The sequence below is a fragment of the Streptomyces sp. CB02058 genome (genome assembly GCF_001905505.1).
Lineage (GTDB): Bacteria > Actinomycetota > Actinomycetes > Streptomycetales > Streptomycetaceae > Streptomyces.
On the sequence record NZ_LIPG01000011.1, the window covers coordinates 1 to 19,612 of the forward strand.

The 19,612-nt window shown below is 68.6% G+C and carries 2 protein-coding genes and 1 pseudogene; all 3 read right to left on the reverse strand.

Annotated features, from left to right (window positions below; all coding sequences use genetic code 11):
• Window positions 1–8,674, reverse strand: an 8,674-nt coding sequence (locus AMK10_RS36085; RefSeq protein ID WP_241839822.1) for a type I polyketide synthase, incomplete at its 3' end; no start/stop codon positions are given.
• A 43-nt stretch (window positions 8,675–8,717) separates the two neighbouring features.
• On the reverse strand, window positions 8,718–18,000 hold a 9,283-nt coding region (locus tag AMK10_RS37880; RefSeq protein ID WP_241839823.1), incomplete at its 5' end, for a type I polyketide synthase.
• A gap of 1 nt (window position 18,001) precedes the next feature.
• Window positions 18,002–19,213, reverse strand: a pseudogene (locus tag AMK10_RS38425) (type I polyketide synthase); the annotation flags it as partial.
• Between the last annotated feature and the right edge of the window lie 399 nt (window positions 19,214–19,612).

The following is a 19,612-nucleotide window of genomic DNA, read 5'->3' on the forward strand; positions in this document are numbered from 1 at the left end:
CCTCACCACCCGACAACAACACCGAATGAAGCGCCGCGTCGAGAAGAGCAGGATGCAGACCAAACCGACCGGCATCCTCACGGGCCTCATCAGGCAGAGCGACCTCGGCGAAGATCTCCTCACCCCGCGTCCACACAGCCCTCAACCCCCGGAACACCGGCCCATACTCATACCCATCATCAACCAACCGCTCATACGCACCCTCGATCGGAACCGGCACCGCGTCAGCTGGCGGCCACACCCCCAGATCGAAACCGGCGACCGGCTGATCCGGCACAAGCACACCCTCAGCATGCGCAGTCCACGGAACGTCCTGGTCACCCTCCGGCCGGGAGTGCACACTCACCTCACGCACACCCTCATCGCTCGGGGCTCCGACCACGACCTGGACCTGCAGTGCCTCGGACTCGGGCAGGGTCAAGGGCGCCTGAAGCGTCAGCTCCTCGAGCAGGCCGCACCCGACCTCCTCGCCCGCACGCAGCGCCAGCTCCACCAGACCCGTTCCCGGCACCAGCACACTGCCCAGCACACTGTGATCAGCAAGCCAAGGATGAGTGGCAAGCGAGAGACGACCGGTCATGACGAGCCCACCCGAATCCGGAAGCGCGACCGCGGCTCGCAGAAGCGGGTGATCAACCGCGCCGAGTCCAGCAGACTCGAGCGAACCACCGCTGCCGGCCCATGCGTTCGCCCAGTAGTCGACCGTATCGAGCCAATAGCTCTCGTGCTGGAAGGCGTACGTGGGCAGGTCGACCCGACGGGCTCCGGTGGGCGCGTAGAACGCGGCCCAGTCGGGGCTGTGGCCGACCGTGTGCAGCCGCGCGAGCGCCGTGACGAGAGCCTCGGGCTCACTCTGGTTGCGCCGCAGACCCGGCACGAACACCGCGTCAGCCGCAGAATTCTGCGCCATGGCGGTGAGGACGGCGTCCGGGCCGACCTCCAGGAACACCGAGACCCCAGCAGCCGACAGCGCACGAACGCCATCTCCGAAACGGACCGCCTCACGGACATGACGCACCCAGTACTCGGGGGTACGCAGATCATCCGAAGTGGCCAGCTGACCGGTGACGTTGGAGACCACCGGGATACGGGCCTCGCCGAACGTCACGCTCTCCGCGACCGTGCGGAACTCGGCCAGCATCGGCTCCATCAGCGGCGAGTGGAACGCATGCGAGACACGCAGACGGCTCGTCTTACGACCCTCCGCCTCGAACCGAGCCACAACCTCCAGCACGTCCTGCTCGGCACCAGAGATCACCACCGCATCCGGACCATTCACCGCAGCGACACTCACCGCATCCGACGTCAGATACGGAAGAACCTCGTCTTCGGAAGCACGAACGGCGACCATCGCACCGCCCTCGGGAAGCGCCTGCATCAGCCGCGCCCTGGCCGCAACCAGCCTCGCCGCATCCGCCAGCGACAACACACCCGACACATGCGCAGCCGTCAGCTCACCCACCGAATGACCCGCCAGGAAGTCCGGCCGCACACCCCACGACTCCAGCAAACGGAACAACGCCGTCTCGAACGCGAACAACGCCGGCTGAGTGAACTCCGTCCGCTCCAACACCGACGCGTCCTCACCCCACACGACCTCCCGCAGCGGCGTGGACAGATGACCGTCCAGCTCCGCCACGACCGCGTCGAACGCCTCGGCGAACACCGGGAAGGAAGCGTGAAGTTCACGCCCCATCCCCACCCGCTGCGCACCCTGACCCGTGAACAAGAACGCCGCCTTCGGCCTGGACCTGGCCGCGCCCCGGAACACCGAACCATCCCGCCCGTCACCGGCCAGCGCCCGCAGCCCCTCGACGAGCTGCTCCCGCGTCCCGCCCACCACAGCAGCACGATGCTCGAACACCGCACGCGAGGTCACCAACGAGAAACCGACATCCACCGGACGTATCTCAGACGCGGCAAACCGCTCCAGCAGACGCGCGGCCTGATCACGCAACGCCTCCGGAGACCGGCCCGACACCACCCACGGCACCACCGGACCATCCACCACCGGCTCAACAACAGCAGCGGACTCCTCCACCACCTGCTCCAGAACCACATGCGCGTTCGTCCCGCTGATCCCGAACGACGACACCGCAGCACGCCGCGGACCCACCGTCGCCGGCCACTCCCGAGCCTCCGTCAACAACTCCACCGCACCCGCAGACCAATCCACCTGATCCGACGGACGATCCACATGCAACGTCTTCGGCAACACACCATGCCGCATCGCATGAACAACCTTGATGATCCCCGCCACACCCGCAGCAGCCTGCGTATGACCCATGTTCGACTTCACCGAACCAAGCCACAACGGACGCCCCTCAACCCGACCCTGCCCATACGTCGCCAACAACGCCTGCGCCTCGATCGGATCACCCAAAGTCGTACCCGTACCATGCGCCTCCACCAGATCCACATCAGCACCAGTCAGACCCGCATTGGCAAGAGCCTGCCGAATGACGCGCACCTGCGACGGACCATTCGGAGCCGTCAGACCATTACTCGCACCATCCTGATTCAGCGCAGAACCCCGCACCACCGCCACCACCGCATGCCCAAGACGCCGCGCATCCGAAAGACGCTCCACCAGAAGCATCCCCGCACCCTCACCCCACGCCGTCCCATCCGCACCCGCAGCAAACGACTTCGCACGACCATCCGCAGCCAAACCACGCTGACGACTGAACTCCACAAACGTCTCCGGAGTCGCCATCACCGCAACCCCACCCACCAACGCCAGATCACAATCACCCGACCGCAACGACTGCACCGCCGAATGCAACGCCACCAACGACGACGAACACGCCGTATCCACCGTCACCGCCGGCCCCTCAAGGCCGAGGACGTAGGAGATGCGGCCCGAGGCGATGGCGCCTGTCCCGCTGTTGGCCGCGTAGTCGTGGTACATCACACCCGCGAAGACACCCGTCCGGGAGCCCGCCAGCGTCGACGGGACGATGCCCGCGCTCTCGATGGCCTCCCACGAGACCTCCAGCAGCAGCCGCTGCTGGGGGTCCATGATCAACGCCTCGTTCGGGCTGATCCCGAAGAAGTCAGGGTCGAACTCGGCGACTCCGTGGAGGAACCCTCCCTCACCCACGTAGCTCGTGTTCGGCCGCGTGCCGGTCGGGTCGAGGAGCTCGTCGACCCGCCAGCCACGGTCGGTCGGGAAGGACGTGATCCCGTCCCGGCCTTCGGCGACGAGGTTCCACAGGTCCTCGGGGGACTCCACGCCGCCGGGGTAGCGGCAGGCCATGCCCACGATCACGATCGGGTCGTCGTCCGTCACTGTGCCCGCGTCGACGGCCCGCACGTCCTCCGTGATTCCGGAGAGTTCGCCCAGCAGGTAGCGGGAGAGCGACAGCGAGTTCGGATAGTCGAAGATCACGGTTGCCGGGAGCCGGAGACCGGTCTCCTCGCCGAGACTGTTGCGGAGTTCGAGCGCACCGAGCGAGTCGATTCCGAGATCACGGAACGCCCTGTCGGCCTCGACCGCCTGGGCGCCTGCGTAGCCGAGGGCCACCGCGGCGCGTTCCTGAACCAGACCGAGCAGCAGCTCGTTCCGCCCCTCCGCCGACAGACCGGCCAGGCGACGCCGCAGCGAGTCCGAGCCTGCGCCGGCTGCCGCCGCGCTGCGCCGGGCCATCGGCACCAGGGCTCGGAACAGACCGGGCAGCGCCTCGCCCTGGGCCCGCAGGCCGGGCAGGTCGAGGGCGGTCGGCACGACAAGGGCGCGGTCCACCGAGGGCGCGGCGCCGAACAGCGCCAGGCCTTCGTCGGTGCTGAGAGGGGAGATCCCGCCGCGGGAGATCTTGGCGCGGTCGGCGGTGTCCAGCTCGCCGGCCATGCCTCCGGACAGCTCCCACAGCCCCCAGGCCAGCGACTGCGCAGGCAGGCCCTGGGCACGGCGGTGGACGGCGAGAGCGTCCAGGAAGGCGTTGGCCGCCGCATAGCTGCCCTGCCCGGGGGCGCCGAGGAGTCCGGCGAAGGAGGAGAACAGGACGAACGCCGCGAGCGGCTGTCCTGCGGTGAGGTGGTGGAGGTGCAACGCGGCATCCACCTTGGGACGGAACACCGTGGTGATGCGCTCGGGGTTCAGGGAGGCGACGACACCGTCGTCCAGCACCCCCGCCGCGTGCACCACGCCGGTCAGCGTGACCTGCTCCAGGAGGGTGGCGACGGACGCGCGGTCCGCCACGTCGCAGGCGGCGACGGTCACCTCCGCGCCGAGCGCGGTGAGCTCGTCCCGGAGCACGGCAGCGCCCGGGGCGTCCGGGCCGCGACGGCTGGTGAGCAGCAGGCTGCGTACACCGTGGTCCAACACCAGGCGGCGGGCGACGAGAGCGCCGATACCTCCGGTGCCTCCGGTCACGAGGACCGTGCCGTTCCCGAAGGCGCCGCCCTCGGCGTCGGTCGGCGCGCCGGCCGACCCCGGGACCGTTCCAGGGGTCGACCCGGTGCCTGCGGTCCGGGCCGTGGCCCGTGTCAGCCGTGGGGCGTACACCACACCGTCGCGGATCGCGACGCTGTCCTCCCCTGCCGCGACGACGACGGCGCCGATCGACCTGGGGTCCGCTGTGGCGTCCACGTCGGCGAGCAGGATGCGGCCCGGGTTCTCCATCTGCGCGGAACGGACCAGCCCTGCGATCGCAGCGCCGATGAGACCGTCGGATCCCAGTCCTGTGCCGGTGGTGCCGTCCGAGGCCGTGGCGTCGCCCTGCACGCTCACCGGGTCGGCAACGGCGACGGCTCCTCGGGTGACGACGAGCAGGCGCGACGTGTCGAATCGCCCGTCGGAGTCGGCCAGCCAGTCCTGAACGGCGCCCAGCACGCGATGCGTTGCTTCATGAACAGCATCGGCGGAGTCGTCGAGGCCCGAGGCCCCCTCGACGGTCGGGAGTGCGGTGGTGTCCGGACCGACCGCCTCGAGTATCACGACGTCCGGGACGAGGGCGCCGCGATCCAGCTCCTCCCAGGTTCCGATCGTGGCGGCTCCCTGCTGGGTGGCCGACGGCAGCCTCACCCAGTCCAGTTGATAGAGCGAGTCGTGGAAGGTGGCTGCTGCGGCAGCCAGTTGTTCATCGGAGATACGGCGCAGAGCCAACGAGCCGACCGTGGCGACCGGCCGACCCTCGACATCGGTGGTCTCGACACTCACCGCGACGCTCCCGCCGCCGGACTCGCCCGGGACGAGCCTGACGCGCAGCGAAGCGGCGCCGGAGGCGTGCAAGGCCACCTTCGACCAGGTGAAGGGGAGGGTAGGGCCCTGGCCCACCGCGTCGGTCAGGGCGACCGCGTGCAGTGCCGCATCAAGCAGAGCGGGGTGAAGACCGAAGCGCTCCGCCTCGCTGCGGGCGTGCTCGGGAAGTGTGGCCTCGGCGTAGATCTCGCGACCGTGTCGCCAAGCGGCGGTGAGCCCCTGGAAGACCGGCCCGTAGACCATGCCGGACTCGGCGAGGCCCTCGTACAGTCCGTCCAGATCCAGCGGTTCCGCACCGGCCGGCGGCCACTCCTGCAGCTCCACCGCGCTGCTCGGTGCGGGGGCCGCGGCGGCGGACACGAGCATCCCACTGGCGTGACGCGTCCACGGAGCATCGGCGTCCGCGTCACCGGGACGCGAATAGACGCCCACCGAGCGGCCGGCGTGGACGGCGTCGGGCGCCCGGACGACCACCTGGACCTGCACCGATCCATGGGCGGGCAGGACCAGCGGCGCCTCGATCACCAGCTCGTCCAGAACCGGCGAGCCGACCTGGTCCCCCGCTCGGATGGCCAGCTCGACGAACCCCGTACCGGGGAAGAGGACCGACTCACCGATCACGTGATCGGCCAGCCAGGCGTGCGAACCGACGGAGAGCCGGCCGGTGAACACGGCTCCATCGGCGTCGGCGAGCATCACCATCGCACTGAGCAGAGGGTGCTCGGCGGCATGCAGACCGGCAGCGGCGGCCCCAGCGACCGCACGGTCCGGGAGCCAGTAGTGCTGGTGCTGGAAGGCGTACGTGGGCAGGTCGACCCGACGGGCATCGGTGGGCGCGTAGAACGCCGCCCAGTCGGGTGAGTGGCCGACGGTGTGCAGCCGCGCGAGCGCCGTGACCAGAGCCTCGGGCTCACTCTGGTTGCGCCGCAGACCCGGCACGAACACCGCGTCAGCCGCGGAACTCTGCGCCATCGCGGTGAGGACGGCGTCCGGGCCGACCTCCAGGAACACCGAGACCCCAGCAGCCGACAGCGCACGAACGCCATCTCCGAAACGGACCGCCTCACGGACATGACGCACCCAGTACTCGGGGGTACGCAGATCATCCGAAGTGGCCAGCTGACCGGTGACGTTGGAGACGACCGGGATACGAGCCTCGCCGAACGTCACGCTCTCCGCGACCGTGCGGAACTCGGCCAGCATCGGCTCCATCAGCGGTGAATGGAACGCGTGTGAGACCCGCAGACGACTGGTCTTACGACCCTCCGCCTCGAACCGAGCCACAACCTCCAGCACATCCACCTCAGCACCGGAGATCACCACCGTGTCCGGTCCGTTCACCGCAGCAATGCTCACCGCGTCCGACGTCAGATACGGAAGGACCTCGTCTTCGGAAGCGCGGACGGCGACCATCGCGCCACCGGCGGGCAGGGCCTGCATCAGCCGTGCACGCGCAGCAACCAGCCTCGCCGCATCCGCCAGCGACAACACACCCGACACATGCGCAGCCGTCAGCTCACCCACCGAATGCCCCGCCAGGAAGTCCGGCCGCACACCCCACGACTCCAGCAAACGGAACAACGCCGTCTCAAAGGCGAACAACGCCGGCTGAGTGAACTCCGTCCGCTCCAACAGCGACGCGTCCTCGCCCCACACCACATCCCGCAGCGGCGTGGACAGATGGCCATCCAGCTCCGCCACGACCGCGTCGAACGCCTCGGCGAACACCGGGAAGGAAGCGTGAAGTTCACGACCCATCCCCAACCGCTGCGCACCCTGACCCGTGAAGAGAACGGCCAGAGCACCAGCAGAACGTGAAGTCCCCCGCACCACACCGGAGCCCTCACGGCCCTCCGCCAACACACCCAAAGCAGCCAGCAGTTCATCCCGGTCACGGCCGACCACCACAGCACGCTGATCCAGCACCGCACGCGAGGTCGCCAGCGAGAAGCCCACATCCACCGGACGTGTCTCAGACCCGGCCACCCGCTCCAGCAGACGCGCGGCCTGCGCCTTCAACGCATCCTCACCGGCGGCCGAGAGCACCCACGCATGCACCGGTATCTCCAGAGCAGAAGCCGGAGTCTCCTCCGCCTCCTCACTCTCGGCGATCTCCTCCTCCGGCGCCTGCTCGATGATCACGTGCGCGTTCGTACCGCTGATCCCGAACGACGACACCGCAGCCCGCCGCGGTCCCTCCGTCGCCGGCCACTCCCGAGCCTCCGTGAGCAGTTCCACCGCACCCGCGGACCAATCCACCTTCGGCGACGGCTCAGCCACGTGCAGGGTCTTCGGCAGCAGCCCGTGATGCATCGCCTGGACCATCTTGATCAGACCGGCGACACCCGCGGCAGCCTGGGCATGGCCGATGTTGGACTTGATGGAGCCCAGCCACAGAGGCCGGCCCTCCGGCCTGTCCTGGCCGTAGGTGGCCAGCAACGCCTGCGCCTCGATCGGGTCGCCCAGCGTCGTGCCGGTGCCGTGCGCCTCGACCGCGTCGATGTCGGACGGTGTGAGTCCTGCCGCGTTCAAGGCGTCCTGGATGACGCGTCGCTGGGAGGGACCGTTGGGTGCGGTCATACCGTTGCTGGCACCGTCCTGGTTGACGGCAGAGCCGCGTACGACCGCCAGCACCGGGTGCCCGTTGCGCCGGGCGTCCGACAGCCGCTCCACCAGCAGGACGCCGACGCCCTCGCCCCAACCCGTTCCGTTCGCGTCGGCGGCGAAAGCGCGGCAGCGGCCGTCGGGCGACAGGCCGCGCTGCTCGCTGAAGTAGGCGAACACGTCAGGGGTGGACATCACGGTGACGCCCCCCGCGAGTGCGAGAGAGCACTCGCCTCGGCGCAGTGACTGGATCGCGAGGTGGAGCGCGACCAGGGAGGAGGAACAGGCCGTGTCGATCGAGACAGCCGGGCCCTCCAGACCGAGGGTGTACGCCACCCGGCCCGACACCAGGCTGCCGGCAGTCGTGACGCTGGCGTAGTCGTGGTAGACGACGCCGGCGAACACGCCGGTTCGGCTGCCCTTGAGCGATGAGGGGTCGATCCCCGCGCGCTCCAGGCTTTCCCAGGATGCTTCCAGCAGCAGCCGCTGCTGCGGATCCATGTCCTCGGCCTCACGCGGGCTGATCTTGAACAGCTCCGGGTCGAACTCATCGGCGTCGTAGAGGAATCCGCCGGTCTTCGCGTAGCTCTTGCCCGGCGTTCCCGGCTCCGGGTCGTAGATGTCGTCGACGTTCCAGCCTCGGTTGGCCGGGAAGTCGGCGATCGTGTCCGTGCCTGCCGCCACCAGGTCCCACAGATCCTCGGGGGATCCGGCGCCGCCGGGGAAACGGCAGCTCATGGCGACGATGGCGATCGGCTCGTGTTCCCTGGTCTCGGCCTCCCGCAGCTTGCGGCGGACCTGGCGCAGGTCGGTGGTGGCTCGCCGGAGGTATTCCCGGAGCTTGGCGTCGTTCTCCATCGTCGTCATACCCAATCTCGGAGGAAGTTCATATGAGGACTGAGAAGAGCTCTCAGGAATGGCCGAGTTCGTTGTCGAGCAGATCGAACAGCTCGTCGTCGGAAGCGGTACTGAGATCCGGCTCGTCCTCGGCAGTCGCCGCATCGGGCTGGGCCGCGTTCCAGCGGCGCAGCAGAGTTTCCAGACGCGCCGTGATCTGAGCGCGCCCACCGTCCACGAGCGAGGCGACAGCGAGGGCGGCCTCCAGGCGCTCGACCTCGCCGATCAGTCGCTGGGAGCCATCGGCATCGAGGGGAGCCAGCGACTCCTGAAGCTGTACGGCCACATCGCGGGCGGTCGGGTAGTCGAACACCAAGGTGGAGGGGAGCTCCAGGCCGGTGGCGATGTTGAGGCGGTTACGGAACTCGACGGCAGTCAGGGAGTCGAAGCCGAGTTCCTTGAAAGCGCGGTCCGCCTCGATGGCGTTGGCCGTGGCATGCCCAAGGACGCCCGCGACCTGTTCCCGCACCACGTCCAGGAGCAGCCGCTCCCGCTCCTCCGCCCCGAGGCCGGACAGGCGTCCCGCGAGGGTCGCGCCCCCACCGACCGTGCTCCGGGAGGAGACACGAGCCATGTGGCGGAGGAGGTGAGGGACGGTGGCCGGCTGGGACCGCAACGCCACCAGATCCAACGGCAACGGCACCACCACCGCCCCACCCACACCCGCATCCGACCTGCTCATCGCAGCGTCGAACAGCTCCAGACCCTCAACCGCACCCAACGCCGGGAAACCCTGCCGCGCCAACCGCTCCACATCACCGACCGACAACCGGTCAGCCATACCACCCACACCAGCCCACGGCCCCCACACCAACGACCGACCCGGCAAACCACCAGCCACCCGCACCACAGCCAACGCATCCAAAAACGCATTCGCCGCCGCATAATTCGCCTGCCCCGGACCACCCAACAACCCAGCAACCGACGAAAACATCACAAACGCCGACAGATCCATCCCCGCCGTCAACTCATGCAAATGCCACGCCGCATCAGCCTTCGGCGCGAACACCCCGTCCAACCGCTCCGGAGACATCGCACCGATCACACCGTCATCCAGCACACCCGCAACATGCACCACACCCGACAGCGCAACACCATCCAAGACCGCTGCCAGCGCCCCACGGTCCGCGACATCACAGCCCACCACCGACACCGACGCACCAGCCGCCTCCAGATCCGCGACCAGCACCTCAGCCCCCGGAGCACCCAACCCCCGACGACTCACCAGCAACAGATCCCGAACCCCATGCACCCCCACCAGATGCCGGGCCACCAACGCACCCAGACCACCCGTACCACCCGTCACCAACACCGTGCCATCACCGAACGAACCACCACCGCCGCCAGCCTCAGCCGGCCCGGCTACAGCACGCACCAGCCGCGGAACCCACAACCGGCCCTCACGCACCGCAACCTCGGGCTCACCACACCCCACCACCAGCTCCACCGCACCAGCAGAACCATCCACATCACCCAGAACAATCCGCCCCGGATGCTCCGCCTGCGCCGCCCGCACCAACCCCCACACACCAGCACCAGCCAGATCAGACACACCACCACCATCAACCGCCACCGCACCACGCGTAACGATCACCAACCGGCCATCAGCGAACCGCTCATCCGCCAACCACCCCTGCACCACACCCAGAACACCACCCACAACACCCCGCAACACACCCGGCACATCCCCAGGCACATCCGGAACCGTAAACACCACCGCATCCGCACCCACCACACCACCAGCCGCAACGTCCTCCCACCGCACGAACGAACCCACACCCGCAGGAACAGCGGCCGAACCCCCAGCCACCACACCCCACTCAACCGCCAGCAGAGAGTCGGCCGTAGAGGCCTTGGTCCGCAGTTGCTCCAGGTCCAGTGGACGAGTGGTGAGGGATTCTGCTGAGAACACAGGTGAGCCGACGGTGTCCGAGACATGCATCGCATAGCCGGTGTCGTCTCGTACCAGTCGAACGCGAACCTCGTCCGCGCCTGTGGCGTGCAAGGCCACCGAGCTCCACTCGGCCGGCACCCTCGGCGTGCCGCCGGTCCCGACCGCACTCACCAGCAGGGCAGCCTGCATCCCGCCCTCCAGGAGAGCGGGATGCAGCCCCGGCTGGTCCGTGTCCTCATGGGATTCCTCGGGCCGGGCGACCTCGGCGAAGATCTCCTCGCCCCTTGCCCAGACAGCCTTCAGCCCCTGGAGCCCCGGTCCGTATCCGTAGCCCTGCTCCGCCAGCCGCTCGTACGCACCCACGACCGGAACCGGCACCGCGCCGGCCGGCGGCCACGCCACCAGATCGGTATCAGGAGTGGCCGCCTGCGGCATCAGCGTCCCTACCGCGTGCACCGTCCATGTCGCATCCGGATCACCCTCCGCACGGGAGTGAACCGCAATGCTGCGACGATCGGTGGGGGCCTCGGCCGCGCCAACCGCCACCTGGATCTGCACGCCAGCGTTCTCGGGTACGACCAGCGGTGCCTGAATCTTCAGCTCCTGCAGCAGCCCGTACCCGACCTCGTCACCCGCACGCAGTGCCAGATCCACCCAACTGGTGCCCGGTACCAGCACGCTGCCCAGGATGGTGTGATCGACAAGCCAGGGATGGGAGTTGAGGGAGAGGCGGCCGGTGAAGACGACGCCGCCGTCCGGCAAGGTCACCGCCGCACCCAGCAGCGGATGCCCAGCCTCCCCGAGACCCAGCGCCCCCGGATCGCCCCCGGCGACTGCGGGAAGCGACCAGTAGTGCTGCCGCTGGAAGGCGTACGTGGGCAGGTCGACGCGGCGGGCTCCGGTGGGCGCGTAGAACGCGGCCCAGTCGGGGCTGTGGCCGACGGTGTGCAGCCGCGCGAGCGCCGTGACGAGGGCCTCGGGCTCACTCTGGTTGCGCCGCAGACCCGGCACGAACACCGCGTCAGCCGCGGAACTCTGCGCCATGGCAGTGAGGACGGCGTCGGGGCCGACCTCCAGGAACACCGTGACGCCGGCATCCGACAGTGCACGTACTCCGTCCGCGAACCGCACAGCCTCGCGGACGTGACGCACCCAGTACTCAGCCGAACGCAGATCCTCCGAGCCCGCCAGCTCACCCGTGAGGTTGGAGACCACCGGAATGCGAGCCTCGCCGAACGTCACGCTCTCCGCGACCGTGCGGAACTCGGCCAGCATCGGCTCCATCAGCGGTGAGTGGAACGCATGCGAGACACGCAGGCGACTGGTCTTACGACCCTCTGCCTCGAACCGGGCAGCGACCTCCAGCACGTCCTGCTCGGCACCGGAGATCACCACCGCGTCCGGTCCGTTCACCGCAGCAATGCTCACGGCGTCCGCCGTGAGATACGGGAGGACCTCGTCTTCGGAAGCGCGGACGGCGACCATCGCGCCACCGGCGGGCAGGGCTTGCATCAGCCGTGCACGCGCAGCAACCAGCCTCGCCGCATCCGCCAGCGACAGCACACCGGACACATGCGCAGCCGTCAGCTCACCCACCGAATGCCCCGCCAGATAGTCGGGCCGCACACCCCACGACTCCAGCAAACGGAACAACGCAGTCTCGAACGCGAACAACGCCGGCTGAGTGAACTCCGTCCGCTCAAGAACCCCAGCGTCCTCACCCCACACCACATCCCGCAGCGGCATGGACAGATGACCATCCAGCTCCGCCATGACCGCGTCGAACGCCTCGGCGAACACCGGGAAGGCAGCGTGAAGTTCACGACCCATCCCCACCCGCTGCGCACCCTGCCCCGTGAACAGGAACGCGGACCTGCCCGCAAGCACCGCACCCACGGCAACACCACTCGTGCCACCCGCAGCGAGCACCCGCAGCCCCTCGACGAGCTGCTCCCGCGTCCCGCCCACCACAGCAGCACGATGCTCGAACACCGCACGCGAAGTCACCAACGAGAAACCGACATCCACCGGACGCACCTCAGGCCCGTCCACCACCCGCTCCAGCAGACGCGCGGCCTGATCACGCAACGCCTCCGGAGACCGGCCCGACACCACCCACGGCACCACCGGACCATCCACCACCGGCTCGACAACAGCAGCGGACTCCTCCACCACCTGCTCCAGAACCACATGCGCGTTCGTACCGCTGATCCCGAACGACGACACCGCAGCACGCCGCGGACCCACCGTCGCCGGCCACTCCCGAGCCTCCGTCAACAACTCCACCGCACCCGCAGACCAATCCACCTGATCCGACGGACGATCCACATGCAACGTCTTCGGCAACACACCATGCCGCATCGCCTGCACCGCCTTGATCACCTGGCTCACGCCGGCGGCTGCCTGGGTGTGGCCCATGTTGGACTTGATGGAGCTCAGCCACAGGGGTCGCCCCTCAGGCCGCTCCTGGCCGTACGTCGCCAACAACGCCTGCGCCTCGATCGGATCACCCAGCGTCGTACCCGTCCCGTGCGCCTCCACCAGATCCACATCGGCACCGGTCAGACCCGCGTTGGCGAGGGCCTGCCGAATGACACGTACCTGCGACGGGCCGTTGGGGGCCGAGAATCCGTTGCTCGCCCCGTCCTGGTTCAGCGCCGAACCCCGCACCATCGCGATCACCGGATGACCCAGACGCCGCGCATCGGAGAGCCGCTCCACCAGAAGCATCCCGGCGCCCTCACCCCATGCCGTCCCATCCGCACCTGCGGCGAACGACTTCGCACGGCCGTCCGCCGCCAGCCCACGCTGCTCGCTGAAGTAGACGAACATCTGGGGCGTGGTCATGACGGTGACGCCACCGGCGAGTGCCAGGTCGCAGTCACCGGACCGCAGGGACTGGATCGCCGAGTGCAGAGCGACCAGCGACGAGGAGCAAGCCGTGTCGACCGTCACGGCCGGACCCTCCAGGCCCAGCGTGTAGGCGATCCGGCCGGAGACGAGGCTGCCGCCGGCGCTGACGCCGGCGTAGTCGTGGTACATCAGTCCGGCGAAGACGCCGGTGCGCGATCCCTTGAGCGCGCCCGGATCGATTCCGGCCCGCTCGATGGCCTCCCACGAGACCTCCAGCAGCAGCCGCTGCTGGGGATCCATCTCGTACGCCTCACGGGGGCTGATCCCGAAGAACCCGGGGTCGAACTCTCCCGCTTCGTGGAGGAATCCGCCGTCCTTCGTGTACGTCTTCCCGAGCTTCCCGGGCTCGGAGTCGTAGAGCCGCCCGGTGTCCCAGCCACGGTTGTCGGGGAACGCCGACACCACATCGCGGCCCTCGGCGACCACATCCCACAGGTCCTCGGGGGACTCCACACCGCCGGGGTAACGGCAGGCCATCGCGACGATCACGATCGGATCGTCGTCCAGGACCGTCGGGCGCTGGACCGTGGAGCCCGTCGCCTCCGCACCACCGCTCCCCGTCAGCTGGGTATCGACGAACGCCGCCACCGACCGGGCGCTGGGGTAGTCGAAGACCAGGGTCGCCGGCAGCCGTAGGCCGGTAGCTGTGTTGACGCGGTTACGGAGCTCGATGGCAGTGAGCGAGTCGAAGCCAAGATCCTTGAAGGCACGGTCCGCCTCGACGGCGTCGACCGTGGCATGCCCAAGGACGCCCGCGACCTGTTCCCGCACCACATCCAGCAGCAGTCGTGCCCGCTCCTCCTTAGGCTGACCCGACAGCTGCGCCGCCAGACCGGACGTCAGGCCCTGGCCACCGGCCGCACGCCGTGCAGGGAGACGCACCAGCCCGCGCAGCAGCGGAGGCAGACCCTCTCCGCGCCGACGCAACACGGCCTGGTCCAGGGGCAACGGCACCACGAGGGGACGATCCGCGGACAGGCCGGCGTCGAAGAGTTCCAGCCCCTGCTCCACGCTGAGGGCGGGGAAGCCCTGGCGGGCCATGTGCTCGGCGGCCTCGTCGGCCTGGTCGTTCATCCCGGTGTCGACGTTCCAGAGGCCGAACGCCATGGACACGGCTGCCAGACCCTGTGCCCGGCGCATGGTCGCCAGTCCGTCCAGGAAGGAGTTGGCCGCAGCGTAGTTCGCCTGTCCGGCAGCCAGCACCAGGCCGCCGGCCGAGGAGAAGAGCACGAATGCCGACAGGTCCGTTCCCGCCGTCAACTCATGCAAATGCCACGCCGCATCAGCCTTCGGCGCGAACACCCCGTCCAACCGCTCCGGAGACATCGCACCGATCACACCGTCATCCAGCACACCCGCAACATGCACCACACCCGACAGCGCAACACCATCCAAGACCGCTGCCAGCGCCCCACGGTCCGCAACATCACAGCCCACCACCGACACCGACGCACCAGCCGCCTCCAGATCCGCGACCAGCACCTCAGCCCCCGGAGCACCCAACCCCCGACGACTCACCAGCAACAGATCCCGAACCCCATGCACCCCCACCAGATGCCGGGCCACCAACGCACCCAGACCACCCGTACCACCCGTCACCAACACCGTGCCATCACCGAACGAACCAGCGGAACTCGACACAGCTCCCACACCCGAACGCACCAGCCGCGGAACCCACAACCGGCCCTCACGCACCGCAACCTCGGGCTCACCACACCCCACCACCAGCTCCACCGCACCAGCAGAACCATCCACATCACCCAGAACAATCCGCCCCGGATGCTCCGCCTGCGCCGCCCGCACCAACCCCCACACACCAGCACCAGCCAGATCAGACACACCACCACCATCAACCGCCACCGCACCACGCGTAACGATCACCAACCGGCCATCAGCGAACCGCTCATCCGCCAACCACCCCTGCACCACACCCAGAACACCACCCACAACACCCCGCAACACACCCGGCACATCCCCAGGCACATCCGGAACCGTAAACACCACCGCATCCGCACCCACCACACCACCAGCCGCAACGTCCTCCCACCGCACGAACGAACCCACACCCGCAGGAACAGCAGCCGAACCCCCAGCCACCACACCCCACTCAACCGCCAGCAAAGAACCACCAGCAGTCCCACGGCCACCCACACTCAACTGCTCGGCAGACACCTCACGCGCCACCAACGAACCCACCGACAGCACAGGAACACCCGCACCATCAGCCACCTCCAACGCCAGCAGGCCCTTCTCACCGCGCACGATCCGCACCCGCACGACCGACGCACCCGCCGCGAACAGCGACACACCCGCCCACGAGAACGGCAGTACGGTCTCGCCCTCGCCGGTGAGGAGGACGGAGTGCAGGGCGGCGTCGAGCAGAGCGGGGTGAAGGCCGAAGCGGCCGGCATCCTCATGGGCTTCGTCGGGGAGGGACACCTCGGCGAAGATCTCCTCACCCCGCGTCCAGACAGCCCTCAACCCCTGGAACACCGGGCCGTACCCATACCCCTGCTCCGCCAGCCGCTCGTACGCACCCACGACCGGAACCGACACCGCGCCGGCCGGCGGCCACGCCACCAGATCGAAGTCAGGCGCGGGTGCCTGCGGCAGGAGGGCGCCCTCGGCGTGCAGCGTCCAGGGGATGTCCCGGTCGCCCTCCGGCCGGGAGTGCACGCCCACCGCACGTGCGCCGTCATCGCTCGCAGCTCCGACCACGACCTGGACCTGCAGTGCCTCGGACTCGGGCAGGGTCAAGGGCGCCTGAAGCGTCAGCTCCTCGAGCAGGCCGCACCCGACCTCCTCGCCCGCACGCAGCGCCAGCTCCACCAGACCCGTTCCCGGCACCAGCACACTGCCCAGCACACTGTGATCAGCCAGCCAAGGATGAGAGTTGAGGGAGAGGCGGCCGGTGAAGACCACTCCCCCGTCGGGCAGACCAACAGCAGCGCCCAGGACCGGGTGGTCAGCCGGCACCAGGCCAAGCGATTCCGGATCCGCCCCGGCGATCGCAGGAAGCGCCCAGTAGTTCTCGTGCTGGAAGGCGTAGGTGGGCAGGTCGACCCGGCGGGCTCCGGTGGGCGCGTAGAACGCGGCCCAGTCGGGGCTGTGGCCGACGGTGTGCAGCCGCGCGAGCGCCGTGACCAGAGCCTCGGGCTCACTCTGCTGACGACGCAGACCCGGCACGAACACCGCGTCATCATCGACGGAATCGGCAAGGGCGGTCTGTGCCATGGCGGTGAGGACGGCGTCGGGGCCGACCTCCAGAAACGCCGTGACGCCGGCATCCGACAGTGCACGTACTCCGTCCGCGAACCGCACAGCCTCGCGGACGTGACGCACCCAGTACTCAGCCGAACGCAGATCCTCCGAGCCCGCCAGCTCACCCGTGAGGTTGGAGACCACCGGAATGCGAGCCTCGCCGAACGTCACGCTCTCCGCGACCGTGCGGAACTCGGCCAGCATCGGCTCCATCAGCGGCGAATGGAACGCATGCGAAACCCGCAGACGACTCGTCTTACGACCCTCCGCCTCGAACCGGGCAGCGACCTCCAGCACGTCCTGCTCGGCACCGGAGATCACCACCGCATCCGGACCGTTCACCGCAGCAATGCTCACCGCGTCCGACGTGAGATACGGAAGAACCTCGTCTTCGGAAGCGCGGACGGCGACCATCGCACCGCCCTCGGGGAGGGCCTGCATCAACCGCGCACGCGCAGCAACCAGCCTCGCCGCATCAGCCAGCGACAACACACCCGACACATGCGCAGCCGTCAGCTCACCCACCGAATGCCCCGCCAGGAAGTCAGGGCGCACACCCCACGACTCCAGCAAACGGAACAACGCCGTCTCGAACGCGAACAGCGCCGGCTGGGTGAACTCCGTCCGCTCCAACACCGACGCGTCCTCACCCCACACGACCTCCCGCAGCGGCGTGGACAGATGACCGTCCAGCTCCGCCACGACCGCGTCGAACGCCTCGGCGAACACCGGGAAGGCAGCGTGAAGTTCACGACCCATCCCCACCCGCTGCGCACCCTGCCCCGTGAACAGGAACGCGGACCTGCCCGCAAGCACCGCACCCACGGCAACACCACTCGTGCCACCCGCAGCGAGCACCCGCAGCCCCTCGACGAGCTGCTCCCGCGTCCCGCCCACCACAGCAGCACGATGCTCGAACACCGCACGCGAGGTCACCAACGAGAAACCGACATCCACCGGACGCACCTCAGGCCCGTCCGCCACCCGCTCCAGCAGACGCGCGGCCTGGTCACGCAACGCCTCCGGAGACCGGCCCGACACCACCCACGGCACCACCGGACCATCCACCACCGGCTCGACAACAGCGGCGGCCTCCTCCACCACCTGCTCCAGAACCACATGCGCGTTCGTCCCGCTGATCCCGAACGACGACACCGCAGCACGCCGCGGACCCACCGTCGCCGGCCACTCCCGAGCCTCCGTCAACAACTCCACCGCACCCGCAGACNCCAATCCACCTGATCCGACGGACGATCCACATGCAACGTCTTCGGCAACACACCATGCCGCATCGCATGAACAACCTTGATGATCCCCGCCACACCCGCAGCAGCCTGCGTATGACCCATGTTCGACTTCACCGAACCAAGCCACAACGGACGACCCTCAACCCGACCCTGCCCATACGTCGCCAACAACGCCTGCGCCTCGATCGGATCACCCAAAGTCGTACCCGTACCATGCGCCTCCACCAGATCCACATCATTGGTGGTCAGGCGGGCGTTCCGCAGTGCTTCCTGGATGACGCGGCGTTGCGACGGTCCGTTCGGGGCCGTGAGTGCGCTGCTGGCGCCGTCCTGGTTGACTGCCGACCCGCGGACCACTGCGAGCACCGGGTGGCCGTTGCGCCGCGCGTCGGAGAGCCGCTCCACCACCAGGACACCGACGCCCTCCCCCCAGCCTGTGCCATCGGCCGCCGCCGCGAACGACTTGCACCGACCATCCGCAGCCAACCCACGCTGACGACTGAACTCCACGAACGTCTCCGGAGTCGCCATCACCGTCACGCCACCCACCAACGCCAGCGAGCTGTCCCCCGACCGCAGAGACTGCACCGCCGAATGCAACGCCACCAACGACGACGAACACGCCGTATCCATCGTCACCGCCGGACCCTCAAGACCCAACGTGTACGCCACCCGCCCGGACACGATGGAGCCGGTTGCGCCGACGTCCGTGTAGTCGTGGTACATCACGCCCGCGAACACACCCGTTCGCGAGCCGGCCAGCGTCGACGGAACGATGCCCGCCCGCTCGATGGCCTCCCACGACACCTCCAGCAGCAGCCGCTGCTGCGGATCCATGTCGTGGGCTTCCCGGGGGCTGATCCCGAAGAAGGCCGGGTCGAAGCCGGCGGCCCCGTGGAGGAAGCCGCCGTCCTTCGTGTAGGTCTTCCCCGGCTTGCCCTGCTCGGGGTCGTACAGGTGATCGGTGTCCCAGCCGCGGTCCTTCGGGAATGCGGATACCGCGTCCCTGCCTTCGGCCGCCAATCGCCACAGGTCCTCGGGGGATTCCACACCGCCCGGATAGCGGCAGGCCATTCCCACGATGGCGATCGGCTCGGTGTCGTGCTGTTCCTTGTCCGTGAGGCGCTTTCGGACGTCCCGTAGCTCAGCAGTCGTTCGCTTGAGATAGTCGAGAAGTTTCTCCTCGCTGCTCACCAGTCACCCCACTGAATTCGTCCACGGCCGAAGGAGTTCACGTCGGCCCATAAATTCCGAATGCCAGGAAATGCAGCGAGCATCGCCAGGGAAAGCATCCGGCCATAAGAGCCGATTCACCGATAGCGACGTTACTGAGTGCGCCGAGGGGCGGCCAACCCCTAGCCGCCCCTAGGGCACGGGCTGCAATCCCACCGAGTCGGGACATGGAATGGCGCACCACCGTGCACCGCCACGTCCGGGCCGGGGCTCGGTGGGGGGGTACCGAGTGGCCGGGGGACGTGTGCCGCCTGAGCTGGCAGGCGATTCGGTACACGGTGGTGCGCAGTCGCCTTCGGTACGGGGGGAGGCACCGAAGGGGTTGAGGGGCGGCCCGGAGCAAGGGGTGCGCCGGGCCGC